The following is a 15,279-nucleotide window of genomic DNA, read 5'->3' on the forward strand; positions in this document are numbered from 1 at the left end:
CCCCCCCCCCCCCCCCCCCCCCCCCCCCCCCCCCCCCCCCCCCCCCCCCCCCCCCCCCCCCCCCCCCCCCCCCCCCCCCGCCCGTTCCTACCGGAGGTTTGACGTCGCGCCCTATCACGTTCTTTTGTGTCCTGTATTATAACAATATAAGATAGGATAGGCAAGGGGTACCAGTAAAGTTTTTAGTAAATTCGACGGAATTTTTGGTTTACACAAAGGTGATAGTGGGCGATTTGTGCATATAATCAAAAATATAAAGAAGAACCTATAATATGAATACAAAAATATAGGATAAGTTAGGACAGGAAAAGCGCCCCCTCCGGACAGGACCGGAGAGGGCGCTTCCAGCGGCTCAGATGCCCAGCATCGTCAGCACCGTGACGACCACCGGCGGCACAGCCAGGGCTGGCAGGAGATTGAGGGTCTTGATCTGCTTGATGCCCAGGATGCTCAGGCCGGAGGCCAGGATGAGCACGCCGCCGATCAGACTGATCTCGGTCATCAGCGATTCGGTGACAAAGGGCTGGATCAGGCCGGCCAGGAGATAGATGCTCCCCTGCCAGCAGAAGAGGACCACCGCGGCCAGGGCGATACCCAGCCCGAAGGTGGAGGAGAGGACGATGGAGGTGATGCCGTCCAGGATGGCGTTAGTAAAGAGGTAGGTGTTGTCCCCCATCAGTGCACTCTGCATGGGACCCAAAATGGACAGCGTGCCCGCGCAGTAGAGGAGAATGGCGGTGGAGAGGCCTTGGGCCAGGTCGGATCCCTTGGAGATCCGGGACAGGGCCCGGGCAAAGGCGGTGTCCAGCGACAGCCGGGTGCCGATCACGCCGCCCAGCGCCAGACTGACGATAAATAAGACATGGTAGCGGGACTGGGGCATGGCCTGCACGATGGAGTTGATGCCCAGGGCCGAGGCGGCCAGGCCCATGGCGTCCATCAGGATGGCCTTATACTTCTCTCCGATCCCTTTCCGCAGGGTGCTCCCCGCGAGACTGCCCAGCAGAATGGTGCTGGTATTGGCTATGGTACCGATCATTGCAGCATTCGCGCTCCTTTATCTGAATTTCCCCGCCGCGGCGTGCGGTGGGGATCCCTCTTGTGGGCTCCAGTATAAAGGCTCCAGTAACCGGAGAGTCAAGCCTCTTTTTCACATGCTCACGCCGGGGCGATGGGCACCTGGATCTCGGTGACGAACTGGCCGGGGTCCTCGGTGAGGCCGTAGTCTACCAGGGTGAACTCCACCGCATCCCCAACGGGAGGGCGGCCCAGCCGCTCCAGCTCCGCGCGCAGGAGGGGATAGTGGTTGGGGGCGTCCTGGTGGGTGCCGGAAAAGCGCAGCATGGCCCACGGACCGGCCGGGAGGGTCTGGAGGGTGTCCTGATCCGGGTCCTCCCCCGGCTCCACCAGGCAGAAGAGGGAGTCATAGGTCTGCCAGCTGCCCGCCAAAAATTGCTCCCGGGAGAGGGTGAGCCCCACCTTGCCCAAGAAAAAGCTGGGGGACAGGTGGGCGGAGCGCTCCAGATGCCGCAGAGGCAGCTCCAGATCGTCCCCGGCCCGCAGCGCCCGGCGCAGCACCGCCGCCAGACGCAGAGGGCGCGGCTCGATCCGCACCCGGTCCAGCAGCTCTGGGCGCAGGGCGTCCTCGATCTGGGCCACCCGGGCGGCCAGACGGGCCCGGGTCTGCTCCAGCTGGCGGCACTGCTCCTCCACCAGGGCCTGCTGGCTGCGGAGCATGTCCAGGATGCGCGCCGGCTCCCGGCGGCGCAGATGTACCGCGATCTCCGAGAGGGGGACGCCCTGGGTGCGCAGATAGCGGATGGTGTTGAGCTGCTCGAACTGCTCGCTGGAGTAATAGCGGTAGTGGGTGTCGGCATCGACATAAACCGGCACCAGCAGGCCGATCTCGTCGTAGTAGCGCAGCGTGCGGATGTTGATCCCGTACAGGCGGGCCACTTCTCCGATCTTGAACAACTGCTGCATAGGGCGCCCTCCTTGTAAAAAGAGACGGCAAACGCCGTTTTGCATCCATTATAATCCCTCCGCCGGGAAATGCAACGGCACAGGAGCCGGGTCTGCGGAGAAGGGCGGTCCGGGGCTTTGTGTAGACTGGACCAGAAACGAACGGTTACAAACAGTTAAATTATAGGATTACATAAAAATAATTTGTAACCATTTTTGACATTGAAATCCACAGGACCTTCCACTATAATCTCAAATCCGGAGGGGTACGGCCCCGGCGGAACGAACCGGAAGGCCGGCCCCGGCATGGGAAGAGAACCATAGAATTGATCGGATAGAGAAAGGATGAGCAGATTGAAGCACGTTCGCAGAGCGGTTTCCGGGCTTCTCAGCGTGGCCCTGACCGGCTCCCTTTGTACGACCTGGCTGCCCGCCGTGGCGGCCGCGGATACGGTGCAGACCGGCACCCAGACCCAGCAGGCTCAGGCCACCGGGTCCATCGCGCTGACCCTCGCCTTCGACCTGCCCCAGCGGCTGGACGAGGTGAAGGACCGCGCCATCACCATGAACCTGACCGGGAACGGCAAGGACATCACCGTCTCCCTGAAGGACGGAAAGACCACCGGCGCGGAGGGCTTGAACGTCTCCGTGGAGGCGCTGAACCCCCAGAATGTGCCCCTGACCACCGAGCAGCAGATCGGCTATTATCGTGTCACGGTCTCCGGACTGCCCGCGGATCGGGAGGCGGGCGAGGAGTATATGCTTACGGTGACCGGCACCGGCTATGCCGCCTGCACCCAGAGCGTGACCCTGCAGGACTACTCCCAGCACGTGATCCTGTCCACCGCCGACGGCACCTTCTCCCTGGGCGACTTTGACGGGGACGGCGCGGTGACCGAGGCCGACCGCACCATGCTGTCGGAGCAGCTGGGCAAGACCACTGCCCTGGACACCTACGACCTGAACGGCGACGGTGTGGTGGACGTGACCGACCTGTCCTATGTGAACAAGCTGGTGGACGTGAGCGGCACCCCCAAGGTGCTGTCCACCGCCGCCATTGTCACCGCCACCGTGGAGAGCACGGACCTCATCGTGGAGGGCAATGTCTCCGACCTCTTTACCGGTGAGGAGACGGTGACTCTCAAGCGCACCGAGGACGCGGAGGAGCTGGCCATCCCCATCACTCTGGAGAAGGCCACCGAGATGAGCGAGATCTCCATCACCTCTCCCAGCGGCAACGGCGGCATTCAGGCCGGCACCGCTGAGGTGGTTTATCTGGACGAGAACAACCAGGAGCAGACCAAGAGCGTGGACTTTTCGGTTACCGCCCCTGATGGGGCCCACGCCATCAGCCGCACCGCCGGCCAGAACGTGGTGACCATCGACCTGGGCAAGAAGGTGCCTGTGAAGAAGGTCACCATCACCGTCTCCAAGGTGGAGGGCCAGAGCGGCAAGCCCGAGTTTGCCACTGTGACCCAGATCGAGTTCCTGAAGGACATCGTCTCCGACGCCGTGGCCGAGGACACCCAGGTGAAGAACCTGGCCGCCACCGCGGGGGATGAGGAAGTCACCCTGATCTGGGACAGCGTGAAGAACGTCACCGGCTACACCGTCCAGTACGGCACCGGCAAGGATAACCTGAACCAGAGCGTGACCAGCAGCACCACCAAGGCCACGGTCTCCGGGCTCAAGAACAACACCACCTATTACTTCCAGGTCGTCGCCACCAGCGGTGACTGGACGGGCACCCCCTCCGCGGTGCTCTCCGCCACGCCCGTGCCGGCCTCGGTGCCCGGCGCGCCCTCCGACCTGGTGGTGGAGGCGGCGGACACCGCGCTGCGCATCCGCTGGGGGAACACCAAGGACGCCACCTACTACCAGGTCTACTACCGGGAGCGGGGCGCGGAGCAGTTCCGGGCCTGGGGCGGCAATACCGCCTCCACCAGCGCAGTGATCACCGGCCTGACCAACGGCACCGAGTATGAAGTGGCCGTGAAAGCGGGCAATGTCCACGGCCTGGGCGGCTACTCCGCCATTGCGCTGGGCACCCCCGAGCGAGAGAGCTTCAACATGCCCGAGCTGCCCACCACCGGACGCCTTGAAACCAGCGAGATTACCTCCATTGTCATGGGGGATCGCAACAATGTGGACAAGAACCTGTGCCCCAACTTCGATGTGAACACCGACCTGACGGACAACGACCCCAACACCTACTGGGTGGCGGCCACCTGGTGGAACAACAGCAGCATCACCTACACCTTTGCCTCCACGCACAGGATGAACTACCTGCTGCTGGTACCCTACCTGGACGCCGCCTATAAGAACCGCATCGACAACTACACTATCACCCTCAAGGGCGAGGATGGGGAGACCCTGGCCACCTATTACCGCAGCGGTGTGAACATCACCGGCAGCGACTACTACATCGTCACCTTCCCTGAGACTGAGGGCGTCAAGAGCATCACCCTGGCGCTGGGCGAGAAGGCCGGCGGTCCCCGTGTGAGTATCTCCGAGATCGCTTTCTACGAGAGCGACACTCTGGCGGAGGACATCGCCAACCTCTTCTCCGACGGTACCTTTACCGCCCTGAAGGGCTCCGTGGAGGAGGCGGACATCACCGCCCTGAGCGATCGCCTCACCACCCTGAGCAGCTTCTATATGGACCTGAACCGGCTCCGTGACGAGCTGAATCTGGCTTCCAAGCTGCTGGCGGAGGACACCAGCGCCCTGGGCCTGGTGAAGAACGACTTCCAGAGCCGCAGCACCACTGCCGCCGCCGATCAGGCCGCCGGCCAGACCGCCAGCGACTTCCAGCCCCTGGGCATCACCGCCCGGGCCGGCGCTACCGTGGCCATCTACGCCGAACTGCCCGACGACGCCACCGTCTATGTGGTGCCCACCCAGTTCTATGGTGAGTCCGGCGTGTGGAAGGGTACCCCCGTGGCCCTGGAGAACGGCCGCAACTACATCACCGTGGAGAAAATCGGCAGTCTCAGCGATACCCGCGGCGGTATGCTCTACCTGACCTACGGCGGCAGCAGACCCGAGGAGATCAAGCTCCAGATCCGGGTGCTCCAGAACGCCTGGGAGATGCCGGTGCTGGAGCTGTCCAATTGGTACGATCTGAGCGAGAGCGCCCGGAAGGACGCCATCCGCGCCTACGTCCAGACCCTGGAGACCTATGTCTCCGGTCTGTCCGGTGCGAACTTCAAGACCGACATCCGCAACGCCACCGAGATCTCCACCCCCAGCGTGCTCCTGTCCCTCCCCGCCGATCAGGTCCTCACCGGCCTGAAGGGCGTGAACACTGATGTGGACGCCATGGTCCAGGCCCTGTACGACAACATCCTGGCCTGGGAGGAGGAGCTCTTCATCGCCAACAAGGTCCAGGGCATCATCGACTCCAGCGCCGCCCTGGAGAGCTACCGCTATCCCATGACCACCCGCCAGAACATCCGCTACATGCGCATGTTCGCCGGCGCCTTCATGTACGCCGCCGTTAACCACGTGGGTGTGGAGTATGGCTCCACTGCCGCCCTGGTCCAGGGCAAGCCCACCTCCGCCACCGGCGCCGGGCAGGCCAACGGCCTCTTCGGCTGGGGCATCGCCCACGAGATCGGCCACAACATGGACAAGCTGGGCAAGGCCGAGTGCACCAACAACATCTACTCCCTGGCCCTCCAGGCCTGGGACGGCTCCTCCATGGCCCTGAACACCCGCCTCACCGAGGACGGCCGTTGGGAGGATATCTTCAACAAGGTGGCCCAGGGCCGCCCCGGCGCTGCCAACAACGTCTTTGTCCAGCTGGGCATGTACTGGCAGCTCCACCTGGCCTACGACGGGGCCGATGAGCCTCTGGCCTTCTTCAACGCCTTCTTCAAGGCCTGGAAGGCCGGCGACTACAGCGACTACACCTACGACGAGCGGGTGGCTCTCATCGCCTCCAAGGTGGCGGACAAGGACCTGACCGAGTTCTTCACCCGCTGGGGCATGACCCTGGGCGAGGGCGCCAAGGCCCTTCTGGACGACTACGCCCCCGAGACCCGCGCCATCTGGTACCTGAACGACGCCTCCCGCACCTACTGCCTGGAGAGCGGCTCCGCCGCCGGCGGCACCGCCACGGTGTCCGCCTCCGTCGATGAGTCCAAGGTGACCCTGACCATCAGCCACACCGACAGCGCCAACGTCCTGGGCTACGAGATCCGCCGTAACGGCAAGGCCATCGCCTTCACCACCAAGACCACCTATGTGGACGACCTGGGCGCTGCCAACAACCTGACCTACACCTACTCTGTGGTGCCGGTGGACAAACTGGGCAACCTGGGCGCCGAGGCCAAGGCCGAGGAAGTCCGCGTGGCCTACGACAAGACCATCGACGACAGCCTCTACAACCTGACCCGCGCCGAGAACGGCACCATCACCATTGTCATGAAGAGCGGGACTTCCGTCCCCGTCACCGGCATCAAGGTCACCGGTACCAGCCTCACCGGCACTTACACCGTAAAGGTCAAGGCCGATGCCGCTGCCGAGACCTGGACCGACGCCAAGAGCGGCGAGCTGTCCGACAACCTGGTGGCCTATTTCAACAAGCCCGGTGTGGATTCTTCCGATACCCGCATCTGGACCTATGATGCGGCGGTGCTGGAGATCACCGGCATCCCCGCCGATGCCTCCGTGGAGCTGCTGGACTATCCCGGCGACCGCGTGGACTTCTATGAGGGCGCCACGGTGGGCGTCCTGAAGCAGGAGTACTACGGCATCCCCGCCGGTACCCTGGTCATCCTGGGCACCTACCGCGGCAACCCCGCGTACAACCTGGTCCAGATCGAGGCCCGCTACAACACCACCCCCGAGGCGGGCGAGGTGACCAGCGTGGAGCGCAACATGAACGGCGAGCTCTACCTGCTGGCCGAGGTGCCGAAGGACGGCGCGGTCAGCGACACCAGCGACGGCTTCTTCATCTTCGTGCCCGACATGGAGAAGGAGAAGGAGCTGAACAAGGCCTCCGGCGTCACCGACACCTACCCCATTGAGATCCGCGCCGTGTTCTATCGCACCGACGATCCCAGCAGCGCCGACAGTGCGCGTGTCACCAGCCAGACCCTGTGGATCAGCTTCCCCGACGGCGGCGATGAGGAGCACCCCGTGGATCTGCCTGAGATCGTTTTCACCGGCAGTGCTGAATAAGGAGGACGACACGCATGCGTAAGATCTCTGCTCTGCTTCTGACCCTGGCCACGCTGTTCTCCCTGTTGGCCGTTCCCGCCGCCGCGGCCGCCAGCCCCCAGCTGGTGACCTCCGGCACGGCGGCGGCCACCCAGGAGATCAAGCTCACCGGTATCCCCAACAATTGCCAGAGCTTCCAGGCCACCTTTACCCTCTCCAATGACAGCGCCGCTTACAGCTTTGTGGCGGACAACGGCCTGATGCTTCTGCCCGGTATTTACACCACCTATCAGCACAGCGGCAGCAGCGTGACGGTCTACGTCACTGCCAAGAGCGGCATGCTCACCGACACCGGCTCCCTCACGCTGGGAACGGTATCCAGCGCCGACGGCAGCACCTTCACCGTCACCGGCATGTCCGGCGTGAAGCTGCTGGACTCCTACACCGGCGACATCGAGCTGGGCGGCTCGTCGGGCGGCTCCGGCAGCTCCGGCAGCAGCTCCACCGCCCGCGCCATCACCATTAAGGCCAGCACCGGCGGCTCCGTGACCGCCAGCGCCGCCCAGGCCGTCCAGGGCCGCACCATCACCCTCACCGCCACGGCCCAGGAGGGCTATGTCCTGGAGTCCATCGCGGTGACCAATTCCGCCGGGCGCACCGTGGCCCTCACTGATTTGGGCGGCGGCAAGTACACCTTCACCATGCCTTCCTCCGCCGTCACCGTTACCGCCGTCTTTGCCGCCCAGAGCGGCGGGAACGGCGGGGCCACCGGCAGCCAGCCCTTCGTGGATGTGCCCGCCGGGGCCTGGTATGAGGAGGCCGTGCAGTACGTCTATGAAAACGGCCTGATGAGCGGCACCGGCGACGGGCGCTTCTCCCCCGAGGTGACCACCAGCCGTGCCATGATCGTCACCATCCTCTACCGCCAGGCGGGCAGCCCCGCCGTCACCGGCAGCGCCGCCTTCACCGACGTGGAGGCCGGCACCTGGTACACCGACGCGGTGACCTGGGCCAGCGCCAACGGCATCGTCTCCGGCTACGGCGAGGGCAAGTTTGGCCCCAACGATCCCATCACCCGGGAGCAGATGGCCGCCATTCTCTGCCGCTACGCCAGCTACAAGGGGATGGATGTGACCAAGCGGGCCGACCTGTCCGCCTTTAGCGACGCCGGCCAGGTCTCCGACTACGCGCTGGAGACCATGCGCTGGGCCGTGGCCGAGGGCCTCATCACCGGGACCAGCGAGACCACCCTCTCTCCCGCCGGTTCCGCCACCCGGGCCCAGGCCGCCCTGATCCTCATGCGCTTCGCAGCGCTGGAGGGTTAAGGCCCGAAAAAACCTCCTGTGCCATGCACAGGAGGTTTTTTTGTCCCTTCCCGGGGGACACCGTCTTGCATAAAACGACGCGGGGCCCTATAATGGGCCTTGCCGGGTGTGTGTGCCCGCAGTGTCTGTGAAGGGGAGGGCTCTGGATGACAGGGCAAGCAGCGCCGATGACCGAGGGTTCCATCGGCAAACGGATCACCTTATTCGCCATGCCCATTTTTCTGGGCAATCTGTTCCAGCAGCTCTATAACACCGCCGATTCCCTGATCGTGGGCAACTTTCTGGGGAGCAACGCCCTGGCGGCGGTGAGCTCGTCGGGCAGCCTCATTTTCATGCTCATCGGCTTCCTGAGCGGTATGTCCATCGGCGCAGGCGTGGTGATCGCCCGCTATTTCGGCGCGGGTGACCGGGAGAACATGGACCTGGCCATCCACACCACCGTGGCCTTCGGCCTGGCGGCCAGCGTGGTCATGACCCTGATCGGCGTTCTGCTCTCCCCCCAGATCCTACGGCTCATGGCCACCCCTGAGGTGGTCATGGGGGACTCGGTGACCTATCTGCGCATCTACTTCGCCGGGTCCGTGGGCTTTGTGATGTACAACATCTTCGTGGGTATCCTCCAGGCCGTGGGGGACAGCCGCCACCCGCTCTACTATCTGATCGTATCCTCCCTGGTCAACATCGTGCTGGACATCACCTTCATCGCCGGCTTCGGCATGGGGGTGGAGGGAGCGGCCATCGCCACCGTCATCTCCCAGCTGGTCAGCGCCCTGCTGTGCCTCATCCAGCTCACGTGCCGGCAGAAGAACTGCCGCCTGTATCTGCGCCGGATCGCCTTTACGCCGCGGCTCCTGAAGCAGATCATCCGCATGGGTCTGCCCTCCGGCCTCCAGAACTCCATCATCGCCTTTGCCAACGTGGTGGTCCAGTCCAACATCAACTCCTTCGGCGAGCTGGCCATGGCCGGAGTGGGCGCCTACTCCAAGATCGAGGGCTTCGGCTTCCTGCCCATCACCAGCTTCACCATGGCCCTTACCACCTTCATCGGCCAGAATTTGGGCGCCGCGCAGTACGAGCGGGCCAAAAAGGGCGCCCGCTTCGGTATCTGGGCCACCGTGGTGCTGGCGGAGCTCATCGGCGTGGCGGTGTTCGTGTTCGCCCCCTGGCTCATCGCCGCCTTCGACTCCAATCCGGAGGTCATTAGCATCGGCGTGGCCAAGGCCCGCACGTCCACGCTGTTCTTCTTCCTCCTGGCCTTCTCCCACGCCATCTCCGCCGTGCTCCGGGGCGCGGGCCGTGCCATTGTGCCCATGACGGTGATGCTGGTCTTTTGGTGCGTGGTGCGGGTGGGCTTCCTCACCATCACCGTGCCCCTCACCCACAGCATCCTCATGCTCTACTGGGTCTATCCGCTGACCTGGGCCCTCAGTTCGCTGACCTTCCTCATCTACTACAAAAAGGCTGACTGGCTCCACAGCCGCTTCTGAGCGCCAAACCACCGCCGCCTGGCTTCCGGTGAGACGGATCTCCCGGATGTACCGGGCGGCGGTCTGCTTTTTTTCCGCAAAGGACAGGGAAGAGAAGCGGGGCGGCCGCGCGGGTCGGGGAACACGGGCGCGGAGTGCCGTGCGCTCCCGTTCCAAGGCCTGAACGGCCCGGTCGATGTGGGCGGCGGTGACGGCACTGCTCTCGGCCAGGGCGGAAATGAGGCGGCTGATCTTTTCGTCGATGGCCCGGAGGGCCCGGTCGGTCTCCGGGTCCCGGGCGGGGGGCTCCGCCCCCTGGGTCCGCAGCCGTTCCTCCAGCTGGGCGGCCACGTCCCGCTCCAGGGCGGACAGGTCCACCCGGATGGAGGCCCGGCACACCTTCAGGTTGGAGCGGCCGCTGCACAGCAGGTAGCGCTTGCTCCCCTCCCGGTTGACTTTCACCGCGTAGCCGCAGGCGCCGCATTTCAGCAGGCCGGAGAGCCAGGTGTGCTTCCCACGGCCCTGGCCGCCCAGCTGTTGGTTGCGCTCCAGCTTGTACTGACAGGTGAGCCAGAGCTGGGCGGGGACCAAGCCCTCGTGGAGGCTCAGGGAGAAGCGGGGGCCGTCTCCCGCCCCGGCGCGGTCCCGCTTGCCCACCAGCAGTCCCCCGTGGCGGCCGTCGAAGCTTTCGGGGGGATGGGTGAGGGACACGCCACGGGCCTGGTAATAGCGATAGACCTCCCCGTCGGCCCGGACATAGACGGGGTTGTGGAGAATCCGGGAGAGAGCCACATTGTCCCACACCGCCCGCCGGGGGCCGGGGATACCGGCGGCGTTGAGAGCGCGGACCACGCTGCCCAGGGTGGCCTCCGGCGCGGCGTAGGAAGCGAACAGGGCCGCCGCCTGCCCGGCCTGTTCCCCGGGCAGAAGGGCGGGGAGGAGGTTTCCCTCCGGTCCGGGGAGCTTTCCCAGCTGAAACCCATAGGGGGCCGGGCCGCCGGGCCAGGCCCCCAGTCCGGCGCGCTGATAGTAGTTGTCCTTCACCCGCTGGGCGGTGGTCTCCCGCTCCAGCTGGGCAAAGACCATGATGATGTTCAGCATGGCCCGGCCCATGGGGGTGGAGGTGTCGAAGGTCTCGTGGATGGAGACGAACTCCACCCGGCAGCGGCTCAGGGTCTCCCACAGCCGCCCGAAGTCGGCGATGGAACGGGAGAAGCGGTCCAGGCGGTACACCACGATCTTGCCGATGAGCCCCCGCTCCACGTCGGCCATGAGCCGCCGGAAGGCGGGGCGGTTGGTGTTCTTGCCGGAGTAGCCCCGGTCCTGGTAGACTTTGACGTTTTGGCCGGTCTCCCGGCGGCACAGGTCGATCTGGCCCTGGATGGAGAGGCTGTCCGCCTTGTCCACCGACTGCCGGGCATAGATGGCGTCCAAGCGGCGTCCACCCCCTTTCCCTCCAGCTTATGCGGAGGGAGCAGGGCCTTAGAAGCAAACAACACCGCCCGGAGGGAAGCCATGCTCCCTCCGGGCGGCGTTTTCGTTATTCCACGCTTTCCCACTGAATTCCGGCGCGGGTGAGCAGCGCCAGGGCCTCCTCCAGCTGAGCCTGGGTGCCGGTGAGCTTCACCGTTTTGGAGAGGACCGGGCCGTCTCCGGCGGGCGGGGGCGTGACGGGACGCTCCGCCGCCTCCAGCTTCTCCCGGTAGGTGTCCAGGCCGTCAGCATTCAGGGTCTCCAGATATTTGGCGGTCAGGGCTCCGGCGTGGCTCCCGCCGGTGGTGCGGATCTGCTCCAGGTTCCAGGCCGCGGCGGCGATCTTGGCGTCCACCGCCGCCTTCCAGGTCTTGGCCGAGGTGGTCTTGTTGAGCCACTTGCGGTCCAGGAAGGCGGGGCTGTCCAGCACCTGCCGGGCCATGCTGCCCAGGGGGGCGCTCTTGTCCAGGAAGTAGGCGGCGATCTCCCCCCACTTGGCCATCTTGTCCCGCTCGTCCATCTGGTCCACGAAGGACTTGATCTGGTCCAGGGGGGCGTCGATCATGGCCAGGAGCTCCTTCACCTGGGCCTCGAAGTCGTTGTAAGGGGCCAGATAGGCCCGCTTGATCTCCTTCCGGCGGTCGTCGATGTCCTTGCGCAGGCGGGTGAGCTCCTTCTTGTCGGCCTTGGCCTCCGCCAGGGACTCCTCGCTGTACACCACGTTCTCATAACGGGCCAGGACGGCGGAGAGGGCCTCCTTCATCTCGGCAAAGTTGTCAATGGACACCAGACCCGGCTCCTGCCGGGAGATCAGCTGCAATTCATCCATGTTGGTCGGTTCCTTTCCTACGAAAATAGAGGGTTACAGGTCCGCCTCGTCCCCATCCAGATCATCCTCATCCAGGAAGGAGCGGTCCAGCTCCTTCTCATCCGGGACGCTCAGATAGCCGCCGTGGGCGCCGTCGAGATCATCCTGGTATTCCCCAGAGGCGATGTGGATGTAGCGGTCCTGAAGGCGGTCATAATAATAGGTCGACTGATAGCAGTTGTTATCGCTATAAATCTCGATCCCTTCCACCCGGATCTGGGCGATGTCATCCATGGACTGGATCTTTTTCTTGACGGAGTTGAAAAAGCGGGTCCGCTTGCCCTTGGCAACGGAGTCGCCGCCCTCCAGCTTCACCGACTGGCCCAGCAGATCCAGCATGGCGTCCACCGTGGGGCATTTGGCCAGGCGCTTGGGGCTGAGGTTGGCGTCGATCTCGCCGTAACAGCCGGGGTCGCCATAGTAGTCCTCATAGGCGTTGAGTTCCCAGTTGAGGTACTTCTTATTTTTTAACTGAATGGACACCGTGAGCATAAAGCTGCTGGAGCTGGAATTGGTGACAAAATCGGTACGGAATTTCATGAAAATGCTCCTTTCTCAGGTGGTGCGCTGGCTGCGGCGGCACAGCACGATCTCTGGTTTCAGGGGACAGCCGCCCATGCACACCTCCCGCTGGGGGCAGGTGGGACAGGCGGCGCGCAGGGGAGCGCGGAAGGCGTCAAATTGCGGGCTGTCCCAGGCCTCCTGGATGCTGTGGTCCCGGAGGGAGACGCCGTAGCGCCGCTCCTGGTCGAAGCTGCACGGCAGCATCACCAGATCGGCGGAGATGTAGCAGGAGAAGCGGGCACCCTCGCAGGTGTCCAGGGCGGCCAGCTCCAGATTGGCGCAGTGGTTCACCACGCCTGGGATGGTACAGCTGTCCAGTCCCAGCTTGTAGGGGAGGGTGTTGTGGTCCAGAAGGGCGAAAAAGCGCGCCAGCCGGGGGTCGTCGGGGTCCAGGACATTTTCCCGGCTGCCCTGGCCCACCGGCTTGTGGAGGAGGAACACCACGGCGTTGATGCCCGCCGGGAAGGTGTTGTGCTCCAGGCGGTCCAGAGCCTCGTCGATGGAGTTGCGGCCCAGGACATAGTGGATGTTGGTGCGCACCCCGGCGGCGAGCAGCATCTGAATGGCGTCCAGGGTGTAGGAGCTGCGGTACCAGCTCACCGCCACCGCGCCGCAGTACCGGGCGCACAGGGCGGCGTGCTCCTCTGTGAGGCCGAAGCCGGAGGTGGTGAAGTTGGGGACGATGTGGTGCTCCCGGCACAGGGCCAGGATCTCCCCAAAGTGCTCGTGCATGTCCGGGTCGCCCCGGCCGCCCAGGGCGAACTGGTTCACCTTGCCCGCGCACTGGCGGACGATTTCGGCGAAATCCTCCAGGGCCATGTTGGGGGCCTCCACGGTGCGGCCGCTCTGGTAGCAGCCGATCCCCGCCTTGGCGCACAGGCCGGACTTGCCGTGGGCACAGTGGCCCATGATCCCCACGTCGATGAGGTGGGGGAAAGAGGCCATGAAGGGGTCCACCCCGGTGTCCTTTCTGTCCTCCAGGATACCGGTGCGGAGGTAGGCCCCGGTCTGGTCGTCAAAGAAGGTGAGAAAGTGGTATTTGGAGTCATATATGCGGTGTCTCAAGGCGGTTTTCCTCCTGCTTGTTACGAAAAGAGATCAAAGGAACACAGCTCCATGCCGGGGACTGTGTCATCGGAACCGAAGTCCTCGTCTTCGCCCTCCTCCGATTCTCCCCAATACTCCCCGCCGATGTGGATCGCCACGGCGCCCAGCTCGTCCAGGGTGGGGACGGTGTCGGTGCAGAGGGCGGTGAGCTGAGGGAGCGCCCCCAGGTAGCGGCCGAAGAGAAGGTTGTCCACTCCGCTCAGGGCCTGCTCCACGGCCTCCCGGGTGGGCTCGGTCCCGGCCAGAATGGAAAAGGCCGGGTCCTTGGCCAGAACCTCCAGCAGGGCCTGGGGCTCCAGCGCGTTCTGGGCAAAAGCGGCCGCGGCGCACAGGGATTCCGGGCGGTAGGGGCTCCGGCCCAGCTCGTCGCTGGAGATCAGGTGGAGCAGCGCCCCTGCCAGGTCGGCGGAGGTGTGCAGGGGCTTGTCCTGATAGAAGAGCTCCCCGTCTTTCCGGCACAGGCGGCCCTCCAGGAATTGACCGGCGTCCTCGGTCAGGTCCAGCTCGTCGATGAAACGGGAGGAGGCCTGGCCGTCCCGGGTGGTCAGGCGTACCGCCACAAAGGAGCTGGAGCTGGAATTGGTAACAAAATCGGTGCGGAATTTCATAGCCCGTTCCTCCTACTCGTCCCAGTCGTAAGGATCAAAGACCTCGATGTACTCACTCACATCCCCGAAGGCCTCCAGGAAGTCCTGAAACTGCTGGAACTGGGCCTGGGGGGAGAATTCCTCGTCCTCTTCGTCCTCAAATTCTTCTTCATCCTCCAGCTCGCCCCGCAGGGCCAGGATGGTGTCGGTATCCAGATCAAATTGCTCCACGTCGGCACTGCCGGGGTAGGAGTAGAAATAGGAACTGCCGTACTCGTCGTCCAGATACTGGATCTCCAGCAGCATTCCCACCTGGGGGACCGCCTTCATGAGCTCGTCGGCGATGTCGGTGACGCCGTAGAGGCTGCCGGAATCCTCCTGGCAGAGGGCCAGCTCCGCCGTTCCGCCGGCGTAGGGGCTGGCGGGGGAGAGGCCGGCCTGCTCTTCCCAGAGCTGGCGGAATTCCTCGCTGATCCAGCGGGAGGCGGCGGCCTGTTCGCTGTGCAGATAGGCGTCCAACCGGGTGAGCTCCTCCTCGCTTCCGCGGAAGAGGAAGGTAAACATTCCCTGCATGATGATTCCTCCTATTTCATTCCGTACCGGTGTGCCAGGTCCTCCAGCTCCTCATCGTCGGCGCGGCGGATGGCGTCCTCGTCCAGCAGCATGGCGGGCATGCCTGCGGCAGCACCCGCCCACACCTCGTCCAACAATTTCCGGCGCAGGTCCTCGTTCTTATCGTCCGGCATGAAAAACACTCCTTT

General features: G+C 64.4%; 12 protein-coding genes. 4 read left to right on the forward strand and 8 right to left on the reverse strand.

Annotation, left to right across the window (positions count from 1 at the left end):
- Positions 1–352: 352 nt before the first annotated feature.
- Positions 353–1,039 (reverse strand): DUF554 domain-containing protein, encoded by a 687-nt coding sequence (locus B5G43_RS01690; RefSeq protein ID WP_087258399.1) that lies wholly within the window; start codon positions 1,037–1,039, stop codon positions 353–355.
- A gap of 119 nt (positions 1,040–1,158) precedes the next feature.
- Complete coding sequence (locus B5G43_RS01695; RefSeq protein ID WP_158097327.1) at positions 1,159–1,983, reverse strand: MerR family transcriptional regulator; 825 nt, start codon at positions 1,981–1,983, stop codon at positions 1,159–1,161.
- 324 nt (positions 1,984–2,307) lie between these two features.
- Between B5G43_RS01695 and B5G43_RS01700 the strand changes: the two genes are divergently transcribed.
- The 4 genes from B5G43_RS01700 to B5G43_RS17630 all read left to right on the forward strand — a co-directional run bounded on the left by B5G43_RS01700 (position 2,308) and on the right by B5G43_RS17630 (position 11,497).
- A complete protein-coding gene (locus B5G43_RS01700; protein WP_087258404.1) occupies positions 2,308–7,149 on the forward strand; it encodes a M60 family metallopeptidase in 4,842 nt (1,613 codons plus the stop codon).
- Between the two features lie 14 nt (positions 7,150–7,163).
- Positions 7,164–8,453, forward strand: a complete 1,290-nt coding sequence (locus tag B5G43_RS01705) for an S-layer homology domain-containing protein (protein ID WP_087258407.1) — start codon at positions 7,164–7,166, stop codon at positions 8,451–8,453.
- A 146-nt stretch (positions 8,454–8,599) separates the two neighbouring features.
- On the forward strand, positions 8,600–9,940 hold the full coding sequence (locus B5G43_RS01710; RefSeq protein ID WP_087258410.1) for an MATE family efflux transporter: 1,341 nt from the start codon (positions 8,600–8,602) through the stop codon (positions 9,938–9,940).
- Positions 9,941–10,456: 516 nt separating this feature from the next.
- A complete protein-coding gene (locus tag B5G43_RS17630; protein ID WP_242960418.1) occupies positions 10,457–11,497 on the forward strand; it encodes a hypothetical protein in 1,041 nt (346 codons plus the stop codon).
- Here B5G43_RS17630 and B5G43_RS01725 read toward each other — a convergent pair.
- Genes B5G43_RS01725 through B5G43_RS17485 form a run of 6 tightly spaced genes read right to left on the reverse strand, consistent with a single transcriptional unit; the run spans position 11,460 to position 15,264 of the window.
- A complete protein-coding gene (locus B5G43_RS01725) occupies positions 11,460–12,221 on the reverse strand; it encodes a DUF1351 domain-containing protein (RefSeq protein ID WP_087258412.1) in 762 nt (253 codons plus the stop codon). The genes B5G43_RS17630 and B5G43_RS01725 overlap by 38 nt on opposite strands.
- A gap of 33 nt (positions 12,222–12,254) precedes the next feature.
- Positions 12,255–12,800 (reverse strand): hypothetical protein, encoded by a 546-nt coding sequence (locus B5G43_RS01730; protein WP_087258415.1) that lies wholly within the window; start codon positions 12,798–12,800, stop codon positions 12,255–12,257.
- A gap of 15 nt (positions 12,801–12,815) precedes the next feature.
- Positions 12,816–13,889: an SPASM domain-containing protein gene (locus B5G43_RS01735; protein WP_087258418.1), complete on the reverse strand. Its 1,074-nt coding sequence runs from the start codon at positions 13,887–13,889 to the stop codon at positions 12,816–12,818.
- A 20-nt stretch (positions 13,890–13,909) separates the two neighbouring features.
- Positions 13,910–14,539: a hypothetical protein gene (locus tag B5G43_RS01740; RefSeq protein ID WP_087258421.1), complete on the reverse strand. Its 630-nt coding sequence runs from the start codon at positions 14,537–14,539 to the stop codon at positions 13,910–13,912.
- A gap of 12 nt (positions 14,540–14,551) precedes the next feature.
- Positions 14,552–15,091: a hypothetical protein gene (locus B5G43_RS01745; RefSeq protein ID WP_087258424.1), complete on the reverse strand. Its 540-nt coding sequence runs from the start codon at positions 15,089–15,091 to the stop codon at positions 14,552–14,554.
- A gap of 11 nt (positions 15,092–15,102) precedes the next feature.
- Positions 15,103–15,264, reverse strand: coding sequence for a hypothetical protein (locus B5G43_RS17485; protein ID WP_164488725.1), 162 nt, complete (start codon positions 15,262–15,264; stop codon positions 15,103–15,105).
- Positions 15,265–15,279: the final 15 nt, after the last annotated feature.

The organism is Flavonifractor sp. An92, from assembly GCF_002159175.1.
GTDB lineage: Bacteria > Bacillota > Clostridia > Oscillospirales > Oscillospiraceae > Pseudoflavonifractor_A.

Coding starts and splice junctions, on each gene's coding strand:
- B5G43_RS01725 (WP_087258412.1), bottom strand. CDS start 12,221: ATGGATGAATTGCAGCTGATCTCCCGGCAGGAGCCGGGTCTGGTGTCC.
- B5G43_RS01705 (WP_087258407.1), top strand. CDS start 7,164: ATGCGTAAGATCTCTGCTCTGCTTCTGACCCTGGCCACGCTGTTCTCC.
- B5G43_RS01730 (WP_087258415.1), bottom strand. CDS start 12,800: ATGAAATTCCGTACCGATTTTGTCACCAATTCCAGCTCCAGCAGCTTT.
- B5G43_RS01695 (WP_158097327.1), bottom strand. CDS start 1,983: ATGCAGCAGTTGTTCAAGATCGGAGAAGTGGCCCGCCTGTACGGGATC.
- B5G43_RS01690 (WP_087258399.1), bottom strand. CDS start 1,039: ATGATCGGTACCATAGCCAATACCAGCACCATTCTGCTGGGCAGTCTC.
- B5G43_RS01745 (WP_087258424.1), bottom strand. CDS start 15,091: ATGCAGGGAATGTTTACCTTCCTCTTCCGCGGAAGCGAGGAGGAGCTC.
- B5G43_RS17485 (WP_164488725.1), bottom strand. CDS start 15,264: ATGCCGGACGATAAGAACGAGGACCTGCGCCGGAAATTGTTGGACGAG.
- B5G43_RS01740 (WP_087258421.1), bottom strand. CDS start 14,539: ATGAAATTCCGCACCGATTTTGTTACCAATTCCAGCTCCAGCTCCTTT.
- B5G43_RS01710 (WP_087258410.1), top strand. CDS start 8,600: ATGACAGGGCAAGCAGCGCCGATGACCGAGGGTTCCATCGGCAAACGG.
- B5G43_RS01700 (WP_087258404.1), top strand. CDS start 2,308: ATGAGCAGATTGAAGCACGTTCGCAGAGCGGTTTCCGGGCTTCTCAGC.